Annotated in this window: 23 protein-coding genes; 8 read left to right on the top strand and 15 right to left on the bottom strand. The window is 63.1% G+C overall.

Going from position 1 to position 23,427, the window contains the following annotated elements; genetic code table 11:
* From OHD62_RS04075 to OHD62_RS04095, 5 genes are all read left to right on the top strand, one after another.
* Positions 1-996: a glycosyltransferase family 2 protein gene (locus OHD62_RS04075; RefSeq protein ID WP_263781122.1), complete on the top strand. Its 996-nt coding sequence runs from the start codon at positions 1-3 to the stop codon at positions 994-996.
* Positions 996-1,946 carry a glycosyltransferase gene (locus tag OHD62_RS04080; RefSeq protein ID WP_263781123.1) on the top strand — a complete coding sequence of 317 codons (951 nt, stop codon included), beginning with the start codon at positions 996-998 and terminating at the stop codon, positions 1,944-1,946. The genes OHD62_RS04075 and OHD62_RS04080 overlap by 1 nt, the downstream gene beginning before the upstream one ends.
* Positions 1,936-2,904, top strand: a complete 969-nt coding sequence (locus OHD62_RS04085) for a glycosyltransferase family 2 protein (protein WP_263781124.1) — start codon at positions 1,936-1,938, stop codon at positions 2,902-2,904. Before OHD62_RS04080 ends, OHD62_RS04085 begins: the two co-directional genes overlap by 11 nt.
* 58 nt (positions 2,905-2,962) lie before the next feature.
* On the top strand, positions 2,963-3,859 hold the full coding sequence (locus tag OHD62_RS04090; protein WP_263781125.1) for a UTP--glucose-1-phosphate uridylyltransferase: 897 nt from the start codon (positions 2,963-2,965) through the stop codon (positions 3,857-3,859).
* A 151-nt stretch (positions 3,860-4,010) separates the two neighbouring features.
* Positions 4,011-6,410: a polysaccharide biosynthesis tyrosine autokinase gene (locus OHD62_RS04095; protein ID WP_263781127.1), complete on the top strand. Its 2,400-nt coding sequence runs from the start codon at positions 4,011-4,013 to the stop codon at positions 6,408-6,410.
* 57 nt (positions 6,411-6,467) lie between these two features.
* Here the strand turns inward: OHD62_RS04095 and OHD62_RS04100 are convergent, their stop codons facing one another.
* Together OHD62_RS04100 and OHD62_RS04105 are read right to left on the bottom strand one after the other, a co-directional pair.
* Complete coding sequence (locus OHD62_RS04100) at positions 6,468-7,550, bottom strand: acyltransferase family protein (protein ID WP_263781128.1); 1,083 nt, start codon at positions 7,548-7,550, stop codon at positions 6,468-6,470.
* A gap of 134 nt (positions 7,551-7,684) precedes the next feature.
* A complete protein-coding gene (locus tag OHD62_RS04105; RefSeq protein ID WP_263781129.1) occupies positions 7,685-9,592 on the bottom strand; it encodes a propionyl-CoA synthetase in 1,908 nt (635 codons plus the stop codon).
* A gap of 527 nt (positions 9,593-10,119) precedes the next feature.
* Between OHD62_RS04105 and OHD62_RS04110 the strand changes: the two genes are divergently transcribed.
* Genes OHD62_RS04110 through OHD62_RS04120 form a run of 3 tightly spaced genes read left to right on the top strand, consistent with a single transcriptional unit; the run spans position 10,120 to position 11,827 of the window.
* On the top strand, positions 10,120-10,407 hold the full coding sequence (locus OHD62_RS04110; protein ID WP_006325244.1) for a PqqD family protein: 288 nt from the start codon (positions 10,120-10,122) through the stop codon (positions 10,405-10,407).
* The gene (locus OHD62_RS04115) at positions 10,407-10,841 is read left to right on the top strand and encodes a lasso peptide biosynthesis B2 protein (protein WP_263781131.1); all 435 of its coding nucleotides are present in this window, start codon (positions 10,407-10,409) and stop codon (positions 10,839-10,841) included. The genes OHD62_RS04110 and OHD62_RS04115 overlap by 1 nt, the downstream gene beginning before the upstream one ends.
* Positions 10,838-11,827, top strand: coding sequence for a serine kinase (locus OHD62_RS04120; RefSeq protein ID WP_263781133.1), 990 nt, complete (start codon positions 10,838-10,840; stop codon positions 11,825-11,827). Before OHD62_RS04115 ends, OHD62_RS04120 begins: the two co-directional genes overlap by 4 nt.
* 26 nt (positions 11,828-11,853) lie before the next feature.
* Here OHD62_RS04120 and OHD62_RS04125 read toward each other — a convergent pair whose 3' ends face one another.
* The 13 genes from OHD62_RS04125 to OHD62_RS04185 form a co-directional block, all read right to left on the bottom strand.
* Entirely contained in the window at positions 11,854-12,873 is a 1,020-nt protein-coding gene (locus tag OHD62_RS04125; RefSeq protein WP_263781134.1) for a nucleotidyltransferase family protein, read from the bottom strand.
* A gap of 110 nt (positions 12,874-12,983) precedes the next feature.
* Positions 12,984-13,970: a dihydroxyacetone kinase subunit DhaK gene (dhaK, locus tag OHD62_RS04130; RefSeq protein WP_263781136.1), complete on the bottom strand. Its 987-nt coding sequence runs from the start codon at positions 13,968-13,970 to the stop codon at positions 12,984-12,986.
* Between the two features lie 33 nt (positions 13,971-14,003).
* Positions 14,004-14,429, bottom strand: a complete 426-nt coding sequence (locus OHD62_RS04135; protein ID WP_263781138.1) for a hypothetical protein — start codon at positions 14,427-14,429, stop codon at positions 14,004-14,006.
* 8 nt (positions 14,430-14,437) lie between these two features.
* Positions 14,438-16,024, bottom strand: a complete 1,587-nt coding sequence (ptsP, locus tag OHD62_RS04140) for a phosphoenolpyruvate--protein phosphotransferase (RefSeq protein WP_263781140.1) — start codon at positions 16,022-16,024, stop codon at positions 14,438-14,440.
* Positions 16,008-16,310: an HPr family phosphocarrier protein gene (locus OHD62_RS04145; RefSeq protein WP_263781141.1), complete on the bottom strand. Its 303-nt coding sequence runs from the start codon at positions 16,308-16,310 to the stop codon at positions 16,008-16,010. The genes ptsP and OHD62_RS04145 overlap by 17 nt, the downstream gene beginning before the upstream one ends.
* A gap of 21 nt (positions 16,311-16,331) precedes the next feature.
* The gene (dhaM, locus tag OHD62_RS04150) at positions 16,332-16,721 is read right to left on the bottom strand and encodes a dihydroxyacetone kinase phosphoryl donor subunit DhaM (protein ID WP_263781143.1); all 390 of its coding nucleotides are present in this window, start codon (positions 16,719-16,721) and stop codon (positions 16,332-16,334) included.
* Positions 16,718-17,320, bottom strand: coding sequence for a dihydroxyacetone kinase subunit DhaL (gene dhaL / locus OHD62_RS04155; protein WP_263781144.1), 603 nt, complete (start codon positions 17,318-17,320; stop codon positions 16,718-16,720). Before dhaL ends, dhaM begins: the two co-directional genes overlap by 4 nt.
* A gap of 11 nt (positions 17,321-17,331) precedes the next feature.
* A complete protein-coding gene (locus tag OHD62_RS04160; protein ID WP_263781146.1) occupies positions 17,332-18,351 on the bottom strand; it encodes an ABC transporter ATP-binding protein in 1,020 nt (339 codons plus the stop codon).
* Positions 18,344-19,450, bottom strand: coding sequence for an ABC transporter ATP-binding protein (locus OHD62_RS04165; protein ID WP_263781147.1), 1,107 nt, complete (start codon positions 19,448-19,450; stop codon positions 18,344-18,346). Before OHD62_RS04165 ends, OHD62_RS04160 begins: the two co-directional genes overlap by 8 nt.
* 3 nt (positions 19,451-19,453) lie before the next feature.
* The gene (locus OHD62_RS04170) at positions 19,454-19,660 is read right to left on the bottom strand and encodes a hypothetical protein (RefSeq protein ID WP_263781149.1); all 207 of its coding nucleotides are present in this window, start codon (positions 19,658-19,660) and stop codon (positions 19,454-19,456) included.
* Positions 19,657-20,607 (bottom strand): carbohydrate ABC transporter permease, encoded by a 951-nt coding sequence (locus tag OHD62_RS04175; protein ID WP_263781150.1) that lies wholly within the window; start codon positions 20,605-20,607, stop codon positions 19,657-19,659. Before OHD62_RS04175 ends, OHD62_RS04170 begins: the two co-directional genes overlap by 4 nt.
* On the bottom strand, positions 20,604-21,551 hold the full coding sequence (locus tag OHD62_RS04180) for a carbohydrate ABC transporter permease (protein ID WP_263782291.1): 948 nt from the start codon (positions 21,549-21,551) through the stop codon (positions 20,604-20,606). Before OHD62_RS04180 ends, OHD62_RS04175 begins: the two co-directional genes overlap by 4 nt.
* 230 nt (positions 21,552-21,781) lie before the next feature.
* The gene (locus OHD62_RS04185; protein ID WP_263781151.1) at positions 21,782-23,113 is read right to left on the bottom strand and encodes an ABC transporter substrate-binding protein; all 1,332 of its coding nucleotides are present in this window, start codon (positions 23,111-23,113) and stop codon (positions 21,782-21,784) included.
* Between the last annotated feature and the right edge of the window lie 314 nt (positions 23,114-23,427).

Here is a 23,427-nt window from a genome sequence, read left to right on the forward strand (position 1 = left end):
ATGACGCAAACCGAAATGCTTCCGTCCAGCCTGATCGTGATTCCGTGCCTGAACGAGGCGGCCCATATCGGTGCGCTGCTTCATCAGCTTCGGCCGGCGGCCGAGAGGCTCGGCGCCAGTATCGTTGTCGCCGATGGCGGCAGCACCGACGGCACAAGGGCCATCGTCGAGGAGATCGCCGGCAAGGATCCGCGCGTCATCCTGCTCCACAACGAAAAGCGCCTGCAGAGCGCGGCGATCAATCTCGCCGTCGCCCGTTACGGCGAAGGCACTGAGTATCTCATCCGCATCGATGCGCATGGCGGCTATCCCTCGGACTATTGCGATCGGCTGGTCGAGGAGGCGCTGGCCACCGGCGCGGATTCGGTGGTCGTCTCGATGCTGACCAGCGGCAGCGGCACCGTGCAGAAAGCCGCCGCTGCGGCGCAGAATTCCAAGCTCGGCACGGGCGGCTCCAAGCACCGGCATCTCTCAGTGGGAGAGTGGGTCGATCACGGTCATCATGCGCTGATGCGGATATCGGCCTTCACGGCGGTGGGCGGCTATGACGAGACGTTCAGTCACAACGAGGATGCCGAGCTCGACTACCGGCTCCGCCAGGCCGGCTACCGGATCTGGATCAGCGGCAAGACCCAGATGATCTACTATCCACGCTCGTCGCTGAAGGGCCTCTATTTCCAGTATCTCGGTTATGGCCGTGGCCGGGCAAGGAACGTTCTCAAGCACCGCATGATCCCGAAGGTCCGGCAGATGGTGCCGCTTCTGGTGTTCCCGGTGGTCCTGCTCGCGGCCTTCTCCTTCGTCCATTGGCTGGCGGCCGTGCCGCTCCTGCTGTGGGCGTCGGTCTGCCTCGGCTATGGCGTGTGGACCGCCATCAGTCAGCGCAATCCCCATATTGCGCTGGCCGGGCTCTCGGCGATGGTCATGCATTTCGGCTGGTCTGTCGGCTTCTGGCTGCAACTCCTTGGACCTCGATCGCAGCGCGGGGTGGCGTGATGGGCAATGCCGGCAAAAACAGAAGCATCGACATCTGCGTCTGCACATTTCGGCGGCCGGAGCTTGCCGACACGCTTCGTTCCCTGGCCGCCATGGACATGCCTTCGGGGTTCGATATCAGCATCATCGTCGCCGACAATGACGACGCGCCGACGGCCGAGCCATTGGTGACGAGGCTGATGGAAGAGCTCAAGTTGCCGATTCGCTACCGGCATGCGCCGGCGCGCAACATCTCGATCGCCCGCAATGCCTGCCTGGACTCCAGCACGTCGGATTTCGCCGCTTTCATCGATGACGACGAAACGGCGTCTTCGCGCTGGCTGGCCGAACTGGTCGCCGTGGCTGAGGCGAGTGGTGCCACGGCCGTGCTCGGCCCGGTGCGGGCGGTCTATGCGGCGGATGCGCCCGACTGGATGCGGAAAGGTGATTTCCACTCGACCTTGCCGGTCTGGGTGCGCGGCGAGATCCGCACCGGCTACACCTGCAACGTCCTGCTCAGCATGAGCGCCGACAGTCTTCGCGGTCGGCGCTTCAGCCTGGCGCGTGGCCAGACCGGCGGCGAGGACACCGAATTCTTCGACCAGATGGTCAAGGCCGGCGGCCGGATCGCCTTTTCGCCTGAGGCCTGGGTTGACGAAGTGGTGCCGCGCGCCAGGGCGGCCTTCGACTGGCTGAGACGTCGCCGCTTTCGTTTCGGACAGACGCACGGTCACCTGCTCGGACATAACGCAGGCGGTGTCCGGCGTGCGAAAGAGATCGGCCTCGCCTCGGCAAAGGCGGTGTATTGCTTCGCATCGGCGATCCCGGTCGCCATCAATCCCGTGCGCAGGAACCGCAGCGTGCTTCGCGGCATCATGCATGTCGGTGTCGTCAGCGGTCTGGTCGGCGTGCGTGAGATCCACCAATATGGCCTGCCCTCGCCGCAGCAAGGGGGCAAGCGTGCAGCCTGACGTCAGCTTTGTCATTGCCGCTTACAATGCGGAGGCGACCCTCGACCGGGCGGTTCGTAGCGCCATCGCCCAGCGCGACGTCTCCGTCGAGGTCATCATTGTCGACGACAAGTCGCACGACCGGACGCTCGACCTGGCGAATGCCTGGCCGCAAGATATCGTGCGCGTCGTCGCCCTTCCCGCGAACCGCGGCCCAGGCGGCGCCAGGAATGCCGGCCTCGAACTTGCCCGTGGCCGATGGGTCGCGGTGCTCGATTCCGACGATGCCGTCTATCCCGGGCGGATGTGCGCCATGATTGCGCGCGCCGAGAAAGCCGGCGCCGAGATCGCCGTCGACAATCTCCAGGTCGTTCGCGAGGACGGCGTCGCCGAAGAGACGATGTTCCCGGCCGATTATTTCGAAGGCTTGAGTGAAATCTCGCTGGCGGACTACATCGCCGGCAATGTGGTCTTCGAATCCAGGTTCAACCTCGGCTATCTCAAGCCGATCTTCCAGCGCCAGTTCCTGAACGAAAACGGGCTTCGTTATGATGAGGACCTGATCATCGGCGAGGATTACATCCTGTTGGCCAGTGCGCTGGCCAAGGGCGGTAAATGCGTGGTCGAGCCGACGACCGGCTATGTCTACCACATCCGCACCGGCTCGATTTCCCGCGTGCTCGAACTTCATCACGTCGAGGCGATGCGCAAGGCCGATATCGTCTTCGCCAGAACGCATTCGATGGACGCAAAGGCCGAGGCCGCTTTCGCAAGGCGCACGCGCAGCCTGCGCAAGGCGGCGTCGTTCCTGTCGCTGGTCCAGCACATCAAGGCGCGGTCCCCGCTCAAAGCGATATGGACGGCGCTCAGCGATCCGGCGGCGGTCAGGCATATGGGCATGCCGATCGCCGTCCGGCTGCGAAAGGTTGCGGCGCAATTTGCCGTGGGTGCGGGGGAGGTGAAGGGTGCAGGCAGGTGAAAATGGTTTTCAAGGGCCTGCGACAGGTTGAATTCGATCTCCTCAGAAGGAACATGCGATGAAGAAAGTCAGGAAGGCAGTCATACCGGTGGCGGGGCTTGGGACGCGATTCCTGCCGGCAACCAAATCCATGCCGAAGGAAATGCTGCCGGTCGTCGACAGGCCTGTCGTGCAATATGCGGTTGACGAGGCGTTCGAAGCCGGCATCGAGCACATCGTCTTCGTGACCGGTCGCAACAAGGCGGTCATCGAGGACTATTTCGACCTGCACCCCGAACTGATCGGAACCCTGGAGCAGACCGGCAAGAAGGCGCAGCTTCTGTCGCTCGAAAGCCTGCTTCCGGTGGCCGGCGCCACCAGCTTCATCCGCCAGCAGTCGCCGCAAGGTCTCGGCCATGCGGTCTGGTGCGCACGCGAGGTCATCGGCGACGAGCCTTTCGCCTTGCTGCTGCCCGACATGGTGTCCTTCGGCGGGCGTGGATGCCTTGCCGAAGTCGCCGACCTGTATGCCGAGACCGGTGGAAACGTCATCGCCGTCGAGCGCTGCGACCCGACTGAGACCAGCAAATACGGTATCGTCGGCCGCGGCGCCGATGTCGGCTCGGGCTTCGAGGTGACGGCCATGGTCGAAAAGCCGGCTCCGGCCAATGCGCCGTCGAACTATTACATAAACGGCCGCTATATTCTGCAGCCCGAGATTTTCTCACTTTTGAGCAATCAGCAACGCGGCGCCGGCAATGAAATCCAGCTCACCGACGCCATGGTCCGTCTCTCGCAAAACCAGGCCTTCTTTGCCCAGCCGTTCAACGGTCGCATGTTCGACTGCGGTTCGAAAGAAGGGTTCATCCAGGCCAATATTGCCTTCGCGCTGGCGCGCGATGACATGAAGGAGCCGATCTTCGAGATGCTTCAGGAGTTCGTCCGGTCACATGAGCGCCGGGTCGAAGCCGCATAATGCCCATTTTTTGGGAGCATCAGCGTATAATGGCGACGCAAGGACAAGCCGAAGCGTTTGGCCGCCAGGTCTCGCGATATCTGGCATGACGTTTGCATCGCATATTCGCTGATGCTCCCGATCGCACCTGCAAACTGGAATTGGACCGAAGATGAATTATGCCAACTTTCCTCTCGACAAGAGGAAGCCATTGCCGAGTTCTGACGCGGCAAGCGCCGAAGATTTCATCGATGTCGAGCGCCTGCTCGCCATGGCGGCGAGGCAGGCGAAGGTGGTTGCCGTATCTGCCGCCATCGGTCTTTTTCTGGGCGTGCTCTATTTGCAGACCACGCCTCCCACCTATATTGCCACGAGCAGCGTGCTGATCGACGAAGGCTTGAACAAGGTCGTCGACGATATTTCGGCGGCATCGGTCAGCATGCAGACTGACTCGGCCATTCTGAGCCAGCTCGAGATTCTCCAGTCGTCGAGGCTGGCGGCGGTGGTTGTCGACAAGCTGAAGCTTGATCACAACGATGCTTTCATGAGCCCTCCGACATCGGCCGTGGCGAAGGCCGTCGGCTTCGTGCGCGGCGTGATCCGGTATTTCCGCCCCAACCCCGTCGTGGGCGGCGTCGACATCAGCCAGCTCGATCCGGCGACGCGTGACGCGATGATCGCTTCGTCAGGCCGCGATTACGCAATCCTCAAACTGCAAAGTGAGGTGCAAGCCGCGCGCAGCGGCCGAAGCTTTGTGATCTCCATCGCCTATCCGGCGAAGGATCCGGCGCTTGCGACCGCGATCACCAAAGCCTATGCCGACGCCTATCTCGCCGATCAGCTCGATGCCAGCTTCGATGCCACCGAGCGGGCGGCGGTCTGGCTGCAAGGCCGGCTGACGGAGCTTCGCGAGAGTTCGCAAGCCGCGGCGCTCGCCGTCGAGAAGTTCAGGGCCGAACATGGATTGTCCGTCAATGACGGCCAGTTGATCAGCGACAAGCAACTGGCCGACCTGAATGCCCAGCTCATTGTCGCTCAGGCCGATACCGCGCGCGCCAGCGCCCGCTACCAACAATACAAGACGATCATCGAAAGCGGCTCGGACAACGCCTTCAAGGATGCCGCCATATCGAGCGACCAGCCGAGCAGCTCGGTCATTGCAACGCTCAAGACCCGCTATCTCGCTGTCGCCAAGCGGCAGCAGGATGTCGAAGCCAATTTCGGACCTCAGCATCCTCAGGCGGTCGCGCTTGCCAAGGAAAAGGCCGATATATCGGCGCAGATCTTCGGCGAGCTGAAGCAACTGACCGAAGGCTATCGCAACGAATACGAGGTCGCCCTCGCGCGTGAGACGGCGCTCCGCGCAAATGTCGCATTGGCGGCCGGCAAGAGTTCCATCGACAACCAGTCGCAGGTCAAGCTGCGGGAACTGGACCAGAAGGCAACGGCGCTCGCGACGCTTTATCAGACGTTCCTGGGCCGTTATGAGGAAGCCTCCCAGCAGCAATCCTTCCCGGTCGGCAAGATCCGCGTCATATCGGATGCGTCGATGCCGCAGTCCGCCGCAAGCCCGCGCACTTCCATTGTGCTGGGCTTGTCGCTTGTGCTGGGCATGATGCTGGGAGCCGGCTTGGGTGGGCTGAACGAATTCAGGGAACGGTTCTTCAGGACCGGTGAGGACGTTCGCGATCGCGTCGGTCTCAAATTCCTCGGCTACCTGCCGATCATCGGCAGCAAGGCCGCCAAGGACGACAAGCGCGACGATGGGCAGGCGGATGCCAAAACCGCCAAGTCCCAAAATGCCACTAAATCATTGTCGAGCGCCGAAAAACGTGCGCGCATGCGGGTGACCGTCGACGCCCCGGCGTCGATGTTCTCCGAAACGCTGCGTAGCGCCAAGATCGCTTTCGACGTGGTGATGGAAGGGCAAGGCAGCCGGGTCATCGGCGTGATTTCGGTCCTGCCCAGTGAGGGCAAGTCGACGGTGGCGGCTAACCTGGCCGGATTGCTTGCCGCCAACGGATCGAGGACGCTGCTGGTCGATGGCGATCTGCGCAATCCCGGCCTCAGCCGCGGCCTTGGCATGGAGGCCGAGCAGGGGCTGATGGAAGCAGTGGTCAGCGGGCAGACCTGGCAGTCCGTCGGCAAGATCGACCGGCAGACAAAGCTGGCGATCGTCCCGGCGGTCCTGCGTGGTCATTTTTCGCATACGAGCGAGCTGCTGTCGTCGTCCGGCATGCGGCGTTTTATCGATAACGCCAAGGAAACCTTCGAATATATCGTCGTCGATTTGCCGCCGCTCGGCCCCGTGGTCGACGCCAAGGCCTTTGCTCCGCTTGCCGACGGCTTCATTCTCGTCACCGAGTGGGGGCGCACGCCGCGTGCCATGGTGCAGTCCATGCTGAGTTCGGAACCCTATATCGCCAACAAGATCGTCGGCGTCGTCCTCAACAAGGTCGATCTGAAGAAGCTGGCGAAATATGGATCGATGGGCGGATCGGAAAAATTCTTCGACAAATATTCGACCTACTATCTGGAAAAGTCGGAAGCCCGGAAGAAGGCAAACGCCTGAGGCGGTCGCCGCGGCCCGCCCGCTTGCCCCCGTAGCCCGGCTAAACACTCCGGCGCGTTACGCCGCCCTGAGGCGATAGCGGAAAATGGTGTGGTCGAGCAGGAGGCGGATGCGTGGTTCGGCCTCGATCGCGACCAGCCAGCTCGCTGCGATCATGGTTGCTCCGACAACCATCATCGACAGCAGATATGGCACCCCGGCGCGCACCAGGGCGCCAAGAAGGGCTGCGCCGACCACGTCGTGGATCAGGTAGAGGGGATAGGTCATCAGGCCGATCCGGCGCCAGCCGCTCCAGGAGAGATTAAGTCGCAACGACCATGCCATCAGCGCCATGGCGGCGAGAAACAGGACGATCGGCGGCGCGTAGGGCATCGCCGCTTCGACCTTGACGCTGCGGACGTCGACCGCGCTGATGATCTGCAGCACGCCGCCGGCCAGAAACAGGGCGCAGAAGACAAGGCGGGTGGGTGTCACGGCCTTGAACCGCATCAGCCAGAACAGCACGCCAGTGGCGAAAAAACATCCGTGATGCACCAGAGCGAGATCGAGCCAGCGCGCCTCGGCAAGGTCGGACCAGTCGAATGGGAAATACAGGCACCAGAAAAGCGTGCTGATCGCGCCGAGCGCAATTGCCACCGCTTCCATCAGGTCGAAGCGGCCGAGCCGCAGCAGGACCCAGACGATGGCATAGAAGGCGATCTCGATGCCGAGTGTCCAATAGACACTGTCGACCCAGGGGTTGAACGGAACGAACAGAGCGGTGCGGACGAGCCTGATGACAGCGTCCGTCGGCCAACTGAGGTCGACCATGAGCAGCACCATCGCGGTGACGGGCGCGCAGATCCAGACGGCCGGCGCCAATCGTTTCACCCTTGCCTCGAAAAACCGCAGCGGCGTCGAATGCTCGGCGCTGAAGGCGATGACGAAGCCGCTGATGACGAAGAATATCTGGACGCCAACCCATCCGAACTGGACCAGCCCGCCTATTTCCGGATGCGGGGGCACGCCGCCCGTCGCGCGCGCCGAAACGCCCTCGGGGAATGCCCACACCCAGAAGCCGTAGTGGTAGAACATCACCATGACGGCGGCGAGAAAACGCAGGATGTCGACGCCGCCAAATGTGGTTTTTTGCTGAGCCATGCGGTGCCTTCGGAATGGCCCCCCACGCAAAGTCTAGGGTCTATTGCTGCATTGCACAACAGACGATTGCAATGCGGGATGAATTCTTGACTTCGTCCGACGCCGCGCTCCCCCTTGTCGCGTTCCGAAGGCAACTAAAACCCGATGCCGCGCCCTTTCAGCGCCGCGGTGATCTCGTCCAGAATGGCCGGATCGTCGATGGTCGCTGGCATTGTCCATTCTTCCTTGTCGGCGATCTTCTGCATGGTGCCGCGCAGGATCTTGCCGGAACGTGTCTTGGGCAGGCGCTTGATCGTCACCACCGTCTTGAAGGCGGCGACCGGACCGATCCGCTCGCGCACCAGGGCAACCACTTCGTTCTCGATGGCGCCGGTGTCGCGCGCGACGCCCGCATTCAACACGACGAAGCCGAGCGGGACCTGGCCCTTCATCTGGTCGGCGATGCCGATGACGGCGCATTCGGCAACATCGGGATGCGCTGAAAGCACCTCCTCCATCGCGCCGGTCGACAGCCGGTGGCCGGCGACATTGATGATGTCGTCGGTCCGCGCCATGACATAGAGATAGCCGTCCTCGTCCATCAGGCCGGCATCGGCTGTCTTGTAGAAGCCGGGGAATTCGTCGAGATAAGCTTGCCGGAACCGGTCGTCGGCGTTCCACAGCGTCGGCAGGCAGCCGGCCGGCAGCGGCAACTTGACCACGACATTGCCCAGCGTGCCGCGCGGCACTTCATGGCCCGCATCGTCGAGCACACGAATGTCAAAGCCGGGCATCGGCACGCCGGGCGAGCCGTATTTCACCGGCAGCAGGCCCAGCCCGGCCGGGTTTATCGTCATCGGCGAGCCGGTCTCGGTCTGCCACCAATGGTCGATCACCGGCACGTTCAATTTCTGCTCCGCCCATTTGATGGTTTCCGGGTCGGCCCGCTCGCCGGCGAGGAACAGCGTGCGGAATTTCGAAAGGTCGTATTTCGGGATGAATTCGCCCTTTGGGTCCTGTCCCTTGATGGCGCGGAAAGCGGTCGGCGCGGTGAACAGCGCGACGACGCCATGCTCCGATATCACTCGCCAGTAGGTGCCGGCGTCGGGCGTACCCACCGGCTTGCCCTCGAACAGGATGCTGGTGCAGCCATGCAGCAGCGGCCCGTAGACGATATAGGAATGACCGACCACCCAACCAACATCGGAGGCCGCCCAGAACACCTCGCCCGGTTTGACGCCGAACTCGTTCTCCATCGTCCATTTCAAGGCAACCATATGGCCGCCATTGTCACGCACGATGCCCTTTGGCTGGCCGGTCGTGCCTGAGGTGTAGATGATGTAGAGCGGGTCGGTGGCAAGCACCGGAACGCAGTCGACATTGGCGCCCGCGGCCCGCTCGCGGGCAACGGCGTCGGCATAGTCGATGTCGTAGTGCTCTTTCAGTTCGCAGCGCAACTGCTCGCGCTGCAGGATGAGGCAGGCTTCGGGCTTGTGCCTCGACATCTCGATCGCCTTGTCGAGCAGCGGCTTGTAGGCGACGACGCGGCCGGGCTCCAGGCCGCAGGAGGCCGAGATGATCAGCTTCGGCCTGGCGTCGTCGATGCGGGTGGCGAGTTCGTGCGAGGCAAAGCCGCCGAAGACGACCGAATGCACTGCACCGATGCGGGCGCAGGCGAGCATGGCAATGGCCGCTTCCGCCACCATCGGCATGTAGATGATGACGCGATCGCCCTTTTGGATGCCGCGGTTCTTCAACACCGAGGTCAGCGCCACCACCTCGCGCTTCAGTTCGGCATAGGTGAATTTCCTTACCGTGCCGGTGATGACACTGTCATGGATCAGCGCGATCTGGTCGGCGCGACCGCCTGCGACATGGCGGTCGACGGCATTGAAGCAGGTGTTGCAGGAGGCGCCATTGAACCAGCGGCCATAGACTCCGGCTTTCGCGTCAAAGACGCTGTCGCAGGGGGAATACCAGTCTATGGCCTTGGCCGCTTCGGCCCAAAACCGTACAGGGTCCCGTTTCCAGCCGTCATAGACCTCGTGATAGCGTGACGCCATCCAGCTTCCTCCCCAGGAACGATTTGCCGGGGATAGCCTATGCGGTTTTTTGCAACCATATGCAATTTTGTCTTTCGGCGGCCTCGCCTTGGCCGCGACCGCCGCTTCATCGAAGTGACCGGCCAAGCCCCTGAGGCCGGCGGCTCCAGTAGGTCCTAGAACGGCAATGCCGCGAGCATGAGCCCGACGCCGCCTGCGATCAATATTGCTGCCGCCAGCGCCTTGCGATGACGTTCGAAGCTCGTCGGCGCCCGATCCCAGTTATAACGCATCTGTTGTCTCCTCAGCATCGAGGGCTTTTACCTTACCCAGGGTAAGAAACACTGTGCCTAGAATCCCTTTGTCGGCCTGACAATGCCGAAGCGCGACTTGTCATGAGGCTGTCACCGACTATTTCTGGGGGAGTCACATCGGCGCAACGGTCGGAACCTGAAGCGATTGCCTCCTGGGCACCGCCCGACAATGGACAGCGTGGCGTTGTCGCGCTATTTGCTCTGCCGCAATCCTGCGTGGTCTGGAGCGGGCCCATGGTCGAAATTGCCTCTGAAATGGTTCTGCGGCTGGCGGACGATGCCTCGATCCAGCATGTCGGCGACGGCGCCGTCGTGCTTTTGGCGCGCAGCGGTCAGCTCTACACCTGCAACGACACCACCGAGGCCTTTCTCGACAAGGTGGATGGCGCGCGCAGCCTCGACCAGATCGTGGGCCTGCTTTCCCAGGAGTTCGAGGTCGATAAGGATACGCTCGATCAGGACATGGCGGCGCTGGCCGAGGAACTGGTGGCGGAAGGCATCCTCGCCGCCCCGGCTGCGTGATGGCTGACGGACCTCTTCTGCGTGCGCTGTTTCGAGCCCACCTGTGGGCAAGCGCGCGGCTGATGCCGGTGCTGATCGGCCAACGCGATTTCGAAGCCGTGCTGAAATGGGCGCCGCTCCAGTCATCGACCCCCTATCGTGGCCTGCCGTCGTCCTACATCGTGGCGGCGGTCAACCGCACGGTCAGGCATCCCTGGCTGATGCGCGATCGCAGATGCCTCAGGGAAGGCCTGCTCGCCCATCGCTTCCTCCGGCTTGCCGGCTTCGATCCCGATCTGCGCTTCGGCGTCGATCCCAGGTCGATGCAGGCGCCGAGCCTGGCGGCGCATTGCTGGGTCTGCCTCGATGGCAGGCCGGTGGTCAGCGACAGCCTTCCGGGCATGGTCGAAATCTACCGTCACCACGCCGAGGCCGGAAAGGCGCGTGCCGCTTGACCGAACCTTTGGCTCAGGGTCGCTATGCCCTCAACGGGCAGGTCGTCGGCATATCGGCCAAGAACCCTGGCCTTTGGCGGGATTTCGACAGGATGCTCACAAGCCTGCGCACGACGGCTCCGATCGAGCCGGACTTTCTGATCCGCATCGTGGAGACGCAGTCCTTGGCCGAGGCGCCAGGCGGATCTCTCGCCTTCGATGGCGAGGTGCCGGAGGACGGCCGCTGCCGGATGATCGATAATGGCGACCTCATCCACCTGATTTTCCCCGGCCGCCAGACGGTGGCGATCCACGCCAGCCAGGGTTGGGCCGAGATCCACGTCCGCCTGGATACTAGGATCACCTGGACCGCCTGGATGCTACTCCTCGACGCAGCACTTGATGCGGGTGGTCAGCACATGCTGCACACTGCCGGCCTGACCTTGCCGGGCAGCGATGCCTTGGTGCTGATCCATGCACCGAGCGGCACCGGCAAGACCACGACGTCGCTGGCGCTGGCCTCGCAAGGCTTCGGCCTCTGCTCGGACGACGCCATGATCCTGAACGTTGTGTCTGGGAAGGCCACCGCCTGGGGCCTGCCGCGTGCCGTGAAGATCCATCGCAAGACCGCCGAGATGGTTCCGCTCGTCGCGCCGTGCCTCGGCCCTTCATGGGATCGCAATGGCGAGCAGGCGGTTGCGCTCGAACGGCTGGGCGAGATCATGCGCGTCGAAGATTCCAGCATCAGACCGGTGGCGGCACTTCTCCACCTCGCGCGGTCGACCGATGGCCAGACCAGGCTCCTGGCCATGGCCAGGACCGACGCGATGGCCGCGCTTGCCGCGGATAATGTCAGGACCGGAATGACCGGCCTGCTGCCGTTGCAAAAGCATCGGCTGGCGACGATCGCCCGGCTGGTCTCAACCGTCCCGACCTTTACGCTGGAAGTGGGGTCCACGCCAACCGATGCCGCGCCGCTGATCCGCTCCGCCTTGGAGCAGGGTTGAAAGGACAACCACGCCGAGCCGTCTTCTCAGGCGAGGTGCGGCTTTGCCCTGGCAAGCCGCTGGATCCAGCGGAAAGCGTCGCGGCTGAGACGCGAACCCATCTTGTTCCTGGAATTGACGTTCAGCAGGGTTTTCCTGGTGATCAGCCACTTGGCCAAGCGGATGCCCAGATCGGGCTTGATCCGTCCCGCCAGTTCAAGGGCGTGGGCATTGTCGAACAGCCGGCCGGTCACGTTGAGCACCGTTGCCAGCTCGAGCTCGATGCCCGTCATGCGCGCCGCCTCGAGCAGGTGTACTTCCGATTCCGCTGACTGGAGCGCGCGAACGCCCTGCAGCACGTCCACGCAGAGCTGCAGCCGATGGAATTTATGCCCGCCGCAGGCGTGGACGATGGCGATGGTGAGAAGTGCGGCCGGCGTGTCGGTTGCCTCGCCGTCGATGGCGCGCAATTCGGCGAAGCCGAGCGACAGGCGTCGCCGCATGCCGGTATCATGCACCAGATTACCATGCAGTTCGATCAGCAGGCTCGAATTCTCCTGTTCGAGCCATTTGAACTCCTGCAGCTCCCGCGACCGCGCTTCATCGCCGGCAAGCTTGAAACCGCATCCTGCGATAACCCGATTCGCATGGGGCAGATTGGCCGGCTCGACCAGTATGTCGATGTCGGTAAACGGCCTGTCGGTGACATGCCGGTAGAGCTTTCGGGCAAAGACCGGACCCTTGACGATCCGCGCCGGAACGCCGTCCGAAGCGAGCGCCTTCATGATGCGGTCGCCGTGATATTGCAGCAGCATCGACTGGCCGATGGCGATTGGCGCCTTCTGGCGCAAGCCGGACAATTGCTCCTGCAACGCCGCATCCTGCGGCAGATGCGCGTCGCCATGCTCCTGCAGCTTGCGCAGCATGATCGGCAGGACGCCGTGGAACTCGGCATTGGCCAGTAAGGCCGACAGGGTTTTTGCCGCAGGATCGCTGGCCGACCGCGCCTCGGGATCGGCATAGTTCAGCAGCAGTTTTTCATCGGCGGGCGTCAGCGGTGGCAGCATCAATCCGGGCAGCGTTGCGATTGGTGACGATAGCGCTGGTATGGTTGCAGAAAAGCATCGGCGAAGCCAGCGCGTCGCCCCAGACTAGTGCTGGCCAGAGCCGGCTTCCACTACATGCCCCAGCGCAACGCCGCCGTATGCACCGGCGCGTCCCACAATGCGGTGGTCTCGTCGTCCAGCATGGTCAACGTGATCGAGCATCCGGCCATGTCGAGCGATGTCACATAGGAGCCGACCAGCGAGCGGGTGACCGTCACGCCATGCTTTTCGAAAATTGCCCGGGTGCTATTATACATCAGGTAAAGCTCCATCAGCGGCGTGCCGCCGAAGCCGTTGACGAAGAGCAGCGCCGGACCTTTTGCCCTGTCACCCAGATCGCCCAGGATCGCCAGGCAGATTTCCCCGGCGATGGCATCGGCGCTCTTCAATGTGTCGCGGCGGCGGCCCGGCTCGCCATGAATGCCGACGCCGAATTCCATCTCGCCGGCGCCGATATCGAAAGTCGGCTTGCCCGCCGCCGGCACAGTGCAGCTGGTCAGCGCCACGCCCATCGAGCGCGTCGCGCCGTTGACGCGCTCGCCCAGCGCTTTCAGCTCTTTCAGCGCCATGCCTTGCTCGGCGGCGGCGCCCACGACCTTTTCCACAACCAGCGTGCCGGCGACACCGCGTCGGCCGGTGGTGTAGGATGAGTTCTCGACGGCGACGTCGTCATTGGTCACCACTTGCATGACGTCCTCCGACATTTCAGCGGCCATGTCGAAATTCATCACGTCGCCCTCATAGTTCTTGACGATGAACAGGCAGCCGGCGCCGCTGTTGACGGCTTCCGCCGCCGCCAGCATCTGGTCCGGCGTCGGCGACGTGAACACCTGGCCGGGGCAGGCGGCGTCGAGCATGCCGGGCCCGACCAGCCCGCCATGCAGCGGTTCATGGCCGGAGCCGCCGCCGGAGATCAGCGCCACCTTGCCCGGTTTGAGCGCTTTGCGACGGACGAATTTGTGCTCGTCGCCGAGCGCCAGGATGTCGGAGTGCGCGGCGACGAAGCCGTCGAGGCTTTCGGTCAGCACCGTATCCACCGAATTCAGAAATTTCTTCATGGCCGTCCTCTCGAAACAAATGGCATGAAACGATCAGCCGCCGCCCTTGCCGGTGATGCTGGTGATCTTCTGGATGAAATCGTTGACCGCGCGGTCGAGCGCGGCGTTCTGCTTGTCGTCGCCGAAATCGGGCACGATTAGCGAAACGTGCCGCGTCTTGCGCATGCCCGCCGCCACCGACATCTTGCCCGGATGCGCCTGGTGGTAGGCTGCGAGGAAGTGGTCGCGCTCGGCCGGGCTGAAATGGCAGACCGAAAAAATAGCCGGCAAATGTTTTGACGGAATCGGGATCGAATAGGCCGGGCTGGAGATCTGGGTGACGAAGCTGCGGTGCTTGCCGAGCGCGTCGGCAAGGCGCTGGCGCATGCCGGACGGGCGCTGGTCGATGACCTGCGACAGGATCGTCTTGTAGGCGCGGATCGCCTCTTCCGAACCGGGCACAGGCGTCTTGTCGGCCATCCCGGCGCCTAGACGGACACGTCCGCTATGGCCGCCTTGGCCATGGCGAGCTGGGCTGGCACCACGGAGAGGTCGCGCAGGCCGGCTTCAAGCAGCGCCGGGATCGAGGCCGGATCGCCGCCGGCATCGCCGCACAGGCTGACCGGAATTTTGTTCGCCTGGCCGAACGCGGCGACGGATGCGATGAGGCGGAGCACCGCCGGATGCCGAACGGAATTCAGATGCGCGACCGAAGCATTGTCGCGCGCGGCCGCCATCACATATTGCGTCAGGTCGTTCGAGCCGATCGAAAAGAAGGCGATGGCGGAAAATGCCTCCGGCGCGATCGCCACCGATGGCACTTCGACCATGATGCCCAGCGGCGGCATTTTGGACGCGACGCCGCGCGCGGAAAGCCCGGCCTGCTCTTCCGCGAACAGGGCGGTGGCTCGCTGATACTCGTCCATGACGGCGATCATCGGGAACATCACCTTGAGATTGCCATACATGGCAGCGCGCAGCAGCGCCCGGATCTGGACGCGAAAAACCTCCAGCCGCGCCAGCGACAGCCTGATGCCGCGCAGACCGAGGAAAGGATTGCCTTCCTCAACGGTGAAGCCCGGCACCGGCTTGTCGCCGCCGGCATCGACGGTACGGATGGTCACCGGCTTGTCGCCCGCCCATTCCAGCACCTTGCGGTAGGCGAGATATTGCGTTTCCTCGTCCGGCAGCGTCTTGCCGAACAGGAATTCGGTGCGCATCAGCCCGACGCCGTCACAGGTCGAGATATCGATGCCGTCGACATCGGACGGGTCGGCGATGTTGACCTGTACGCGCACCGCCGTGCCGGCTTTCGTCGCGGCCGGCCGCGCCAGATAGGTTTCCGCTTGGTCACGGCGCGCGGCAAAGGATGATGACGACCGGCGGAATGCCTCGATCTCGGCCTTGGACGGCGAGAGCACGATGCCGCCATGCTCGGCATCGAGCAGTGCGATGCCGGCAAGATGAGCCGGCGAAGCACCAAGCCCCACGACCATCGGCACGCCACGCGAGCGCGCCAGCATGGCGACATGGCTGGCGGCACTGCCGGCTTTCAGCGCGATGCCACCGCCGGAGCTCCAGTCGGTTTCGAGGAAACGTGTCGGCGCGATGTCCTCGCCGTAGAATATGGCGCCGGCAGGTGCCACGACCTCGCCGTCTTCGGTCAATGCGCGCAACACCTGGTCCCTGATATCGCGCATGTCGGCGGCGCGCGCCCGGAAATAGTCCTGGTCCGAGGTTTCGTAGCCGGCGATCTCGGCATCGAGCGCCTGCCGCCAGGCCATGTCGGCCGGCTGGCCGGCGTCGATCGCCGCGAAGGCCGGACCGGTCAGCGCATCGTCCTCCAGCATGGCGACCTGGAATTCGAGGATGCCGGCCGCCTCCTCGTTGGTTGTTTCCATCAGTCCGGCAAGCCGGGCTGCCGCAACGCCGATCGCCGCCTCGAGCGCGGCCGTCTCATCCGCTGCCGTCGCCTTTCTGGCGTAGCGCGCGGCAACCGGTTCGAGGTAGAACAGCGGCCCCTCGGCATAACCGGCCGAGGCCGAAATGCCTGTCAGTTTAAGCGGTCCGGACATGGTCCGCGCCTTCGTCGAAATCGCGCCGCACCAGCTCGACCAGTGCGCCGACTGCCTCGCCGGCGCCGTCGCCCTTGGCCCTGATATGCAGCATCGTGCCTTTCGGCGCCTTGGCCGCCATCACCTTGACGATGCTCTTGGCGTCGAACCACGGCCCGTTGGCGGCGAGCGCCACCTCGATCTCAGCCGAAAACGTCTTGGCGAGCTTGGTGAATTTCACCGAAGGGCGCGCATGCAGGCCCACCTCGTGGGTGATCAGGACGGTGGCTTCGGCGGATGCGGACATGCTGTCAAAATTCCTGTTCGTTCACGATGGCGCCAATTCGTGTGCCGTCGCCACCACTTCCCTCAGCGAGGCGCCGCCGGAAGCCTCCGTCGCCGCCATCACCGCGCCCTCGACGATCGGCGCATTGCAGACGATGATCTTCTGCGCGCGCGGCTCGCCGATCATCTCGACCGCCATCTCGCTGTTGGTCTCGGCGCCGCCGAGATCGACGAGGATGGCGACACCCGCCTCCGACCAGGCCTTGTCGATGGCGACCATGATCGCCTCGACATTTGTGCCCAGTCCGCCATGGCCGTTTCCGCCGCACCATGCAAGCGGCACTTCGTCGCCGACCATCTGGCGCACCATGTCCGCCGTGCCTTCGGCGACCAGCGGCGAGTGCGATACGATGACGATGCCGACATTGCTCATGCGTGCCCCTCGATTGTTTCGGCAACGGCCCGTACCAGCAGCGCCGTCGAACGCGCCCCGGCGTCCATATGGCCGATCGACCGGTCGCCAAGGAACGAGGCGCGGCCGCGCAAAGCCTTCATCGGCACGGTGGCATTGGCCGCATTGTCGGCGGCGGCGACGATTTCCGGCCCGGTCCTGCGTTGCAGCAGCGCCTCATGCACCGGCTGCAGCACATCGAGCATGGTCTTTTGCCCGACCTGCGACTTGCCCCGCGCGGCCACCGCTTCGATGGCCTTGCCGAACGCGGTCGCCAGATTGGCGCGATCGGGCTCTGAGGAAATCTCCTTGCCGAGCGCCATGAACAGCGTGCCGAAAAGCGGGCCCGAAGCCCCGCCGACGGTCATCACCAGCTTGGTGCCGATCGCCTTCAATGCGTCGGGCAGGGGCTTTGCCGCGAACGCATCGGCCTCGGCCCTGACAGCCTCGAAACCACGCTTCATGTTGAGCCCATGGTCGCCGTCGCCGATCGCCTGGTCGAGCGTGGTCAGCTCCTCCGCGTGGGCGGCAATCGTATCGGCGGCAGCTGATATCAGCGCCTTGAGGTCAACCTTGCTCATCGCCTCTATGCTCATCGGTTTGCAATCCTGTTGCCGGCCTGGTCGAAGAACAGTGGCGCCCGGTATCGGATCGTCACCCGGTCGCCCCTTTCCAGTTGCGTGTCGGGGTCGGTCAGCGTCACCAGCTTCCTGGTCCCCACGCTCACATGCAGATGGTTCTGGTCGCCCAGATGCTCGACCCAGTCGACAACACCGTCGGCATGGCCGTTCGACGCCTTGCCGATCGACAGATGTTCTGTACGCGCGCCGATCGTTTTGGTTCCCGCCGGCATGTCGCCATCGGGCAGCAGCCCGGCCGGCAACAAATTGATCGCCGGCTGGCCGAGCCTTGCGGCGACATGCAGGTTTGCCGGCTCCGAATAGATGGTGCGCGGCGTGCCGATCTGCACCAGCACGCCGTCGGCGAGGATGCCGATGCGGTCGGCCATGGTCATCGCCTCGATCTGGTCATGCGTGACATAGAGCATGGTGGCGCCGAGCTCAGCCTGGATGCGCTTCAGCTCCAGCCGGAGGTCGGCACGCAGCTTGGCGTCGAGCGACGACAATGGCTCGTCCATCAGGTAGATCGAAGGCTTGCGCACCAGGGCACGCCCGATGGCGACGCGCTGCATCTCGCCGCCGGAAAGTTTCGTCGAGCGGTTATCCAGCTTGTGATGGATGCGCACCATCCTGGCCACCTCCTCGACGCGGCGGCGCACCGCCTCTTCGGGGAAGCGCCGTGCCGGCGAGCGCAGCGGAAAGGCGAGATTGTCGTAGACCGACAGATGCGGATAGAGCGAATATTGCTGGAAGACGAAGGCGGTGTCGCGCTCGGCCGGCGACAGCATGGTGGCATCGCGGCCGGCAATATGGATCGTGCCCGTGTCGGGCCGTTCCAGCCCGGCGATCAGGCGCAGCGTCGTCGTCTTGCCGGCTCCGGTAGGTCCCAGCAGCACGACGAACTCGCCGTCCTTGATCTGCAGGTCAAGCCGGTCGATGGCGGTGTGCTCGCCAAAATTCTTGGTCACGCCCTTGATGTGCACGTCAGCCATGACGCGCCTCCACCGCTGCGTCATGGATTGCGGTCCTGACCGCCCGGCCGGAGCCCTTGTCGAACAGCGACAGCCGCGCGCTGCTCAGCGCCAGTCCGACATGGTCGCCCGTGTTGAGTCGGATCTCGGCCGGCACCCGCGCCTTGATGATGCCGTCCGCCGTCTCCACCGCCACGATCTGCGTGGTGCCGAGATACTCGGTGCCGTAGATGGCGCCGCGCAATTTCGATGCGTCGTCGAAGCGGATGTGTTCGGGACGGATGCCGAGTGCCATCGCGGCCGGCGCGATGTCCTCGCGCACCTCCGGCACCGCCACCTTGGCGCCTTGCACGACGATCTCTTTCGACCCTTTCGCGAGCCCGCCGCCGAAGCCCAGAAAATTCATCGGTGGCGAGCCGATGAAGTCGGCGACGAACATGGTCGCCGGCCGGTCGTAGATCTCGCGTGGCGTGCCGAACTGCTCGATGACACCGTGGTTCATCACCGCGATCTTGTCGGCCATCGACATCGCTTCCATCTGGTCGTGGGTGACATAGACCGTGGTGGCGTGGATGCGGTTATGCAGCTCGCGCAGTTCATGGACCATCAGATCGCGGAATTCGGTGTCGAGCGTGCCGAGCGGCTCGTCCATCAGGAAGCATTTCGGCCGCCGCACGATGGCGCGGCCGAGCGCCACGCGCTGGCGGTCGCCACCGGCAAGGCCGGAGACGGACTTGTTGAGAAGATGGTCGATGCGCAACAGCTTCGCCGTCTCTTCCACCCGCTGGCGGATTTCGGCTGACGGCATGCCTTGCGCCAGCAGCGGAAAGCCGATGTTCTTCCTGACGTTCATATGCGGATAGAGCGCAAAGAGCTGGAAGACGAAGGCGATGTCGCGCTCGCGGGCGCGGCGCATGGTGACGTCCTCGCCGCCAAGCAGGATCTTGCCGCCGGTCGGCAGTTCGAGCCCGGCGATCATCCTGAGCGTCGTCGTCTTGCCGCAGCCAGACGGTCCCAGCATGACGAAGAACTCGCCGTCCTCAACGGCGAAGTTGGAGTCCTGCACGGCAACGAAGTCGCCAAAAGCCTTTCTCAGATGCTCAACGCGGATTTCAGCCATCGTCTACTCCGGAAACTTCGAGACGATGATGAACATCGCCGTGCCAATGAGCATGGTGATGAAGGAATAGGTATAGAGCGACAGCGCGAACGGCTGGAACAGCATCAGGAAGCCGATACCGATGATCGCGGTGGCGATATTCTCCATCAGCCCGCGCCTTGCCCAGACCGGCCAGCGCGATTTGCGTTTTGCGGGTTGGGTCAGGCTCATTTACGCACCGCGCCAAAGGTGATGCCGCGCAGCAGCTGCTTGCGCAGCAGGATGGTGAAGACCAGGATCGGCACCAGGAAGATTGTCGTGCCGGCGGCAACCGCCGGCCAGTCCTGGCCGCCTTCGCCGATAATGGTCGGGATGAAGGGCGGCGCGGTCTGCGCCGTGCCGGAGGTCAGGAGTGCGGCGAAGGCGTATTCGTTCCAGGCGAAGATCAGGCAGAAGATGGCGGTCGCGGCAATGCCTGTGGTCGCCTGCGGCAAAACTGTGCGCCAGAAGGCCTGCAGCCGCGTATAGCCGTCGATCATCGCCGCTTCCTCATATTCGCGCGGGATCTCGTCGATGAAGCCTTTGAGCAGCCAGACTGCCAGCGACACGTTGACCGCCGTATAGAGCAGGATCATGCCGAGCGCCGTGTCGGAGAGGCCGAGCTCGCGATACATCAGGTAGATGGGAATCGCGACCGCGATCGGCGGCATCATGCGCGTCGACAGGATGAAGAACAAAAGATCGTCGGCCAGCGGCACCTTGAAGCGCGAGAAGCCATAGGCAGACAGCGTGCCGAGGAACACCGCGCAGAAGGTCGAGCCGAAGGCGATGATCAGCGAATTGACGAAGCGCGGCATGAAGTTGGACGGTCCGGCGATCACCATGTTGCGCTTGCGCACGGTCTCGTCGCACAACCCGGTCGCCGGTCCGAGTGAGTTGATGTATTCCGGGGTCTGCCTTGTGCGCGTCGTGAACAGATTGCAGTAGCCCTCGAGGCTCGGCTGGAAGACGATCTTCGGCGGATAGGCGATCGAGTCCGGTGGCGTCTTGAAGCTGGTGGCAAAGATCCATAGCAGCGGCACGATCGAGATCAGCGCATAGGCGACGATGATCGTGCCGGCGATAAGCTTCGAGTTTGCCGAGGGTGCAACGACCGAATGGGCTGTGGTCAGGCTCATCTCTGCTTCACCTTGTTCAGCGCCTTGACGTAGATGTTGGCGAGCCCGAACACCGCGACGAACAGGATGATGGCGAAGGCCGAGGAATAGCCGGTGCGCCAGCTTTCGAAGGCCTGTCGTTTCAGCGTGATCGAGGCGACCTCGGTGGTCGAGCCCGGTCCGCCGCCGGTCAACAAATTGACCATGTCGAACATCTTGAAGTTCTCGATGCCGCGAAACAGCACCGCCAGCATGATGAAGGGCAGCGCCATCGGCAGCGTGATCGACCAGAACTGCCGCCAGTTGGAGGCGCGGTCGACCTCGGCCGCCTCGTAGATATATTCGGGGATCGAGCGCAGGCCGGCGAGGCAGATCAGCATCACGTAGGGCGTCCACATCCAGGTGTCGACGATGATGATCGACCACGGCGCCAGGGACACATTGGAGAGCATCTGGATATCGGTCGGCGGGATGCCTGACACGAAGGAGATGGCGTAGGCGAACAGCCCGATCTGTGGCTCATAAAGGAAGCGCCAGAAATTGCCGACCACCGCCGGCGACAGCATCATCGGCACCAGGATGATGGTCGTCCAGAAGGCGTGGCCGCGGAACTTGCGGTCGATCAGCCAGGCCAGCGTAAAGCCGATCAGCGTCTGCAGCAGAATGGTCCAGAAGACGAAATGTGCCGTCGTCTGCATGGCAATCCAGATGTCCTGGTCGCCGAGGATACGCTTGTAGTTGGCAAGGCCGACATTCTTCACCACTTCGTTGGGGCGGTTGGCACGGTAATTGGTGAAAGACAGATAGATCGCCCAGAACAGCGGGAAGATGTTGATGGCGAGCAGCAGCAGGATCGTCGGCGAGATGAACAGCCAGGCGAGCCCCTTGTCGCTGATGCCCCGGACTTTGCGGGCCAACGGCTCAGGCGTGGCCCGGGCAACGCTGTCCGCAGTCCGATTGAGCATGGTCAGTCCCGCTTCGGTCACTTTAAGTCTCGACACTGGAATTTATCTGAACTGTGTCCCGTGCCAAGGGCGGCACGGGACCAGAGCATGATGCCGAAAAGTGTTAAGCGGTTTTCGGACAACATCATGCTCACTCGCTCTTGGTCCGGGGCCGGATGATTTCGGGTCTTCGATCCGAAATAATCCGGCTCTGGGGTCGTGGCTCGGGACGAGCCTTACATCTTGCCCGGTTACATCTTGCCGTCGTCCTGGAAGACGCTGGTCCAGTCTTTGACCAGGCCATCGAGCGCGTCCTTGGCCGAACCCTGGCCGGCGACGACATAGTCATGGAAGCGCTTTTGCGACGCTTGCAGCAGCGACGCATAGCTGGGCTCGGCCCAGAAGTCCTTCACGATGGCCATCGAATCGAGGAAGGTCTGCGCATAGGGCTGGCTGGACGGGAAGCCCGGGTCTTTGACCACCGCGTTGAGGCAGGAAAAGCCGCCGAGTGACCACCATTTGGCCTGCACGTCCTTATTGGCGAACCATTTGATGTATTTGAGCGCGGCCTCCTGCTTGTCGGAATAGGAGACCACCGAGATGCCCTGGCCGCCGAGCTGCGCGAACTGGTCGCCGTCGGGACCCTTGGGATTGACGAAATAGCCGATCTTGTCGCCGCCGACATTCTCATCCTTCTGCAGGCCTGGCCAGGTGAAGGCGAAGTTCATATGCATCGCCACCTGGCCGGATTTGAAGGCATCGACGCCTTCGCCCATGTAGCTGTTCGAGGCGCCGGGCGGCGTGCAGCAGTCATAGAGCGCCTTGTAGAATTCCAGGCCCTTCACCGACTTGTCGGAATTGACGAAGCCTTCCATCTCGTAGGGCTTGTCGGGATTGTCGTATTTGAAGCCGAAGCTGTAGAGCACATCCATGGCGCCCATGGTGATGCCTTCGGAGCCGCGCTCGGTATAGATCGAGGCGCCGTAGACGGTCTTGCCGTCGATCTCGCGCTTCTGGAAGAACTCGGCGATCTGCTTGAGCTGGTCGAAGGTCGTCGGCGCGGCGAGGTCCCAGCCGTACTTTTCCTTGAATTCCTTCTGCAGTTCCGGCTTGGAGAACCAGTCCTTGCGATAGGTCCAGCCGACGACGTCGCCCATCGCCGGAAGCGCCCAGTAGTTCGGCGTGTTCTTCGGCCATTGCGAATAGCCGACGACGGTTGCCGGCACGAAGTCGTCCATGCTGATCTTCTCCTTGTCGAAGAAGTCGTTCAGCTTGACGTAGTGGCCGTTCTCGGCCGCGCCGCCGATCCACTGGCTGTCGCCGATGATCAGGTCGCACAGCTTGCCCTTGGAATTCAGTTCGTTGAGAAAGCGGTCGGCATAGTTGGTCCACGGGACGAATTCGAATTTCATGCCGATGCCGGATTCCTTGGTGAAGTCCTTGGACAACTCCACAAGCGCGTTGGCCGGATCCCAGGCTGCCCAGCAAAGCGTCAGATCTTCCGCATGCGCGACGTTCGAAGCGGCTGTCGACGCCAACATCGCCGAGGCCAGACCCAACGTCAGTTTCAAGGTCGATTTCATGCCTTCCTCCCATTTGCGAAACGCGTCCGGATGACGGTTTCAAGAAACCTCGACCCCCCTCCTCAGGGGCCTAAACATGACGACGCGATCGAGCGCCGGATGTTTAGTAATTTGTTTAGTGATGCAATTTTTACTAAACAAGGCAAGCGAATTCGTCGCTGCACCGCAGCATGGCGCGATCGGCCCGGGCCGCTGGCCGGAAAAGACTGAGTTCTGCAGGCTAGTGGTCAAAATCTGACGCTTGGTGCCCGAATACCTCTCCCGACCCGTTGCGGAAGTTCCTTAAGACATCGCGTAGTTCTATTGGGTATGTA

The organism is Mesorhizobium sp. YC-39, assembly GCF_025753795.1.
In the GTDB taxonomy this organism is placed as follows: domain Bacteria; phylum Pseudomonadota; class Alphaproteobacteria; order Rhizobiales; family Rhizobiaceae; genus Mesorhizobium.

What these genes read in the sequence shown, in the direction of transcription:
- OHD62_RS04075 (WP_263781122.1), top strand. Translation starts at nt 1, where the DNA reads ATGACGCAAACCGAAATGCTTCCGTCCAGCCTGATCGTGATTCCGTGC.
- OHD62_RS04080 (WP_263781123.1), top strand. Translation starts at nt 996, where the DNA reads ATGGGCAATGCCGGCAAAAACAGAAGCATCGACATCTGCGTCTGCACA.
- OHD62_RS04090 (WP_263781125.1), top strand. Translation starts at nt 2,963, where the DNA reads ATGAAGAAAGTCAGGAAGGCAGTCATACCGGTGGCGGGGCTTGGGACG.
- OHD62_RS04095 (WP_263781127.1), top strand. Translation starts at nt 4,011, where the DNA reads ATGAATTATGCCAACTTTCCTCTCGACAAGAGGAAGCCATTGCCGAGT.
- OHD62_RS04100 (WP_263781128.1), bottom strand. Translation starts at nt 7,550, where the DNA reads ATGGCTCAGCAAAAAACCACATTTGGCGGCGTCGACATCCTGCGTTTT.
- OHD62_RS04105 (WP_263781129.1), bottom strand. Translation starts at nt 9,592, where the DNA reads ATGGCGTCACGCTATCACGAGGTCTATGACGGCTGGAAACGGGACCCT.
- OHD62_RS04110 (WP_006325244.1), top strand. Translation starts at nt 10,120, where the DNA reads ATGGTCGAAATTGCCTCTGAAATGGTTCTGCGGCTGGCGGACGATGCC.
- OHD62_RS04115 (WP_263781131.1), top strand. Translation starts at nt 10,407, where the DNA reads ATGGCTGACGGACCTCTTCTGCGTGCGCTGTTTCGAGCCCACCTGTGG.
- OHD62_RS04125 (WP_263781134.1), bottom strand. Translation starts at nt 12,873, where the DNA reads ATGCTGCCACCGCTGACGCCCGCCGATGAAAAACTGCTGCTGAACTAT.
- dhaK (WP_263781136.1), bottom strand. Translation starts at nt 13,970, where the DNA reads ATGAAGAAATTTCTGAATTCGGTGGATACGGTGCTGACCGAAAGCCTC.
- OHD62_RS04135 (WP_263781138.1), bottom strand. Translation starts at nt 14,429, where the DNA reads ATGGCCGACAAGACGCCTGTGCCCGGTTCGGAAGAGGCGATCCGCGCC.
- ptsP (WP_263781140.1), bottom strand. Translation starts at nt 16,024, where the DNA reads ATGTCCGGACCGCTTAAACTGACAGGCATTTCGGCCTCGGCCGGTTAT.
- OHD62_RS04145 (WP_263781141.1), bottom strand. Translation starts at nt 16,310, where the DNA reads ATGTCCGCATCCGCCGAAGCCACCGTCCTGATCACCCACGAGGTGGGC.
- dhaM (WP_263781143.1), bottom strand. Translation starts at nt 16,721, where the DNA reads ATGAGCAATGTCGGCATCGTCATCGTATCGCACTCGCCGCTGGTCGCC.
- dhaL (WP_263781144.1), bottom strand. Translation starts at nt 17,320, where the DNA reads ATGAGCAAGGTTGACCTCAAGGCGCTGATATCAGCTGCCGCCGATACG.
- OHD62_RS04160 (WP_263781146.1), bottom strand. Translation starts at nt 18,351, where the DNA reads ATGGCTGACGTGCACATCAAGGGCGTGACCAAGAATTTTGGCGAGCAC.
- OHD62_RS04165 (WP_263781147.1), bottom strand. Translation starts at nt 19,450, where the DNA reads ATGGCTGAAATCCGCGTTGAGCATCTGAGAAAGGCTTTTGGCGACTTC.
- OHD62_RS04170 (WP_263781149.1), bottom strand. Translation starts at nt 19,660, where the DNA reads ATGAGCCTGACCCAACCCGCAAAACGCAAATCGCGCTGGCCGGTCTGG.
- OHD62_RS04175 (WP_263781150.1), bottom strand. Translation starts at nt 20,607, where the DNA reads ATGAGCCTGACCACAGCCCATTCGGTCGTTGCACCCTCGGCAAACTCG.
- OHD62_RS04180 (WP_263782291.1), bottom strand. Translation starts at nt 21,551, where the DNA reads ATGCTCAATCGGACTGCGGACAGCGTTGCCCGGGCCACGCCTGAGCCG.
- OHD62_RS04185 (WP_263781151.1), bottom strand. Translation starts at nt 23,113, where the DNA reads ATGAAATCGACCTTGAAACTGACGTTGGGTCTGGCCTCGGCGATGTTG.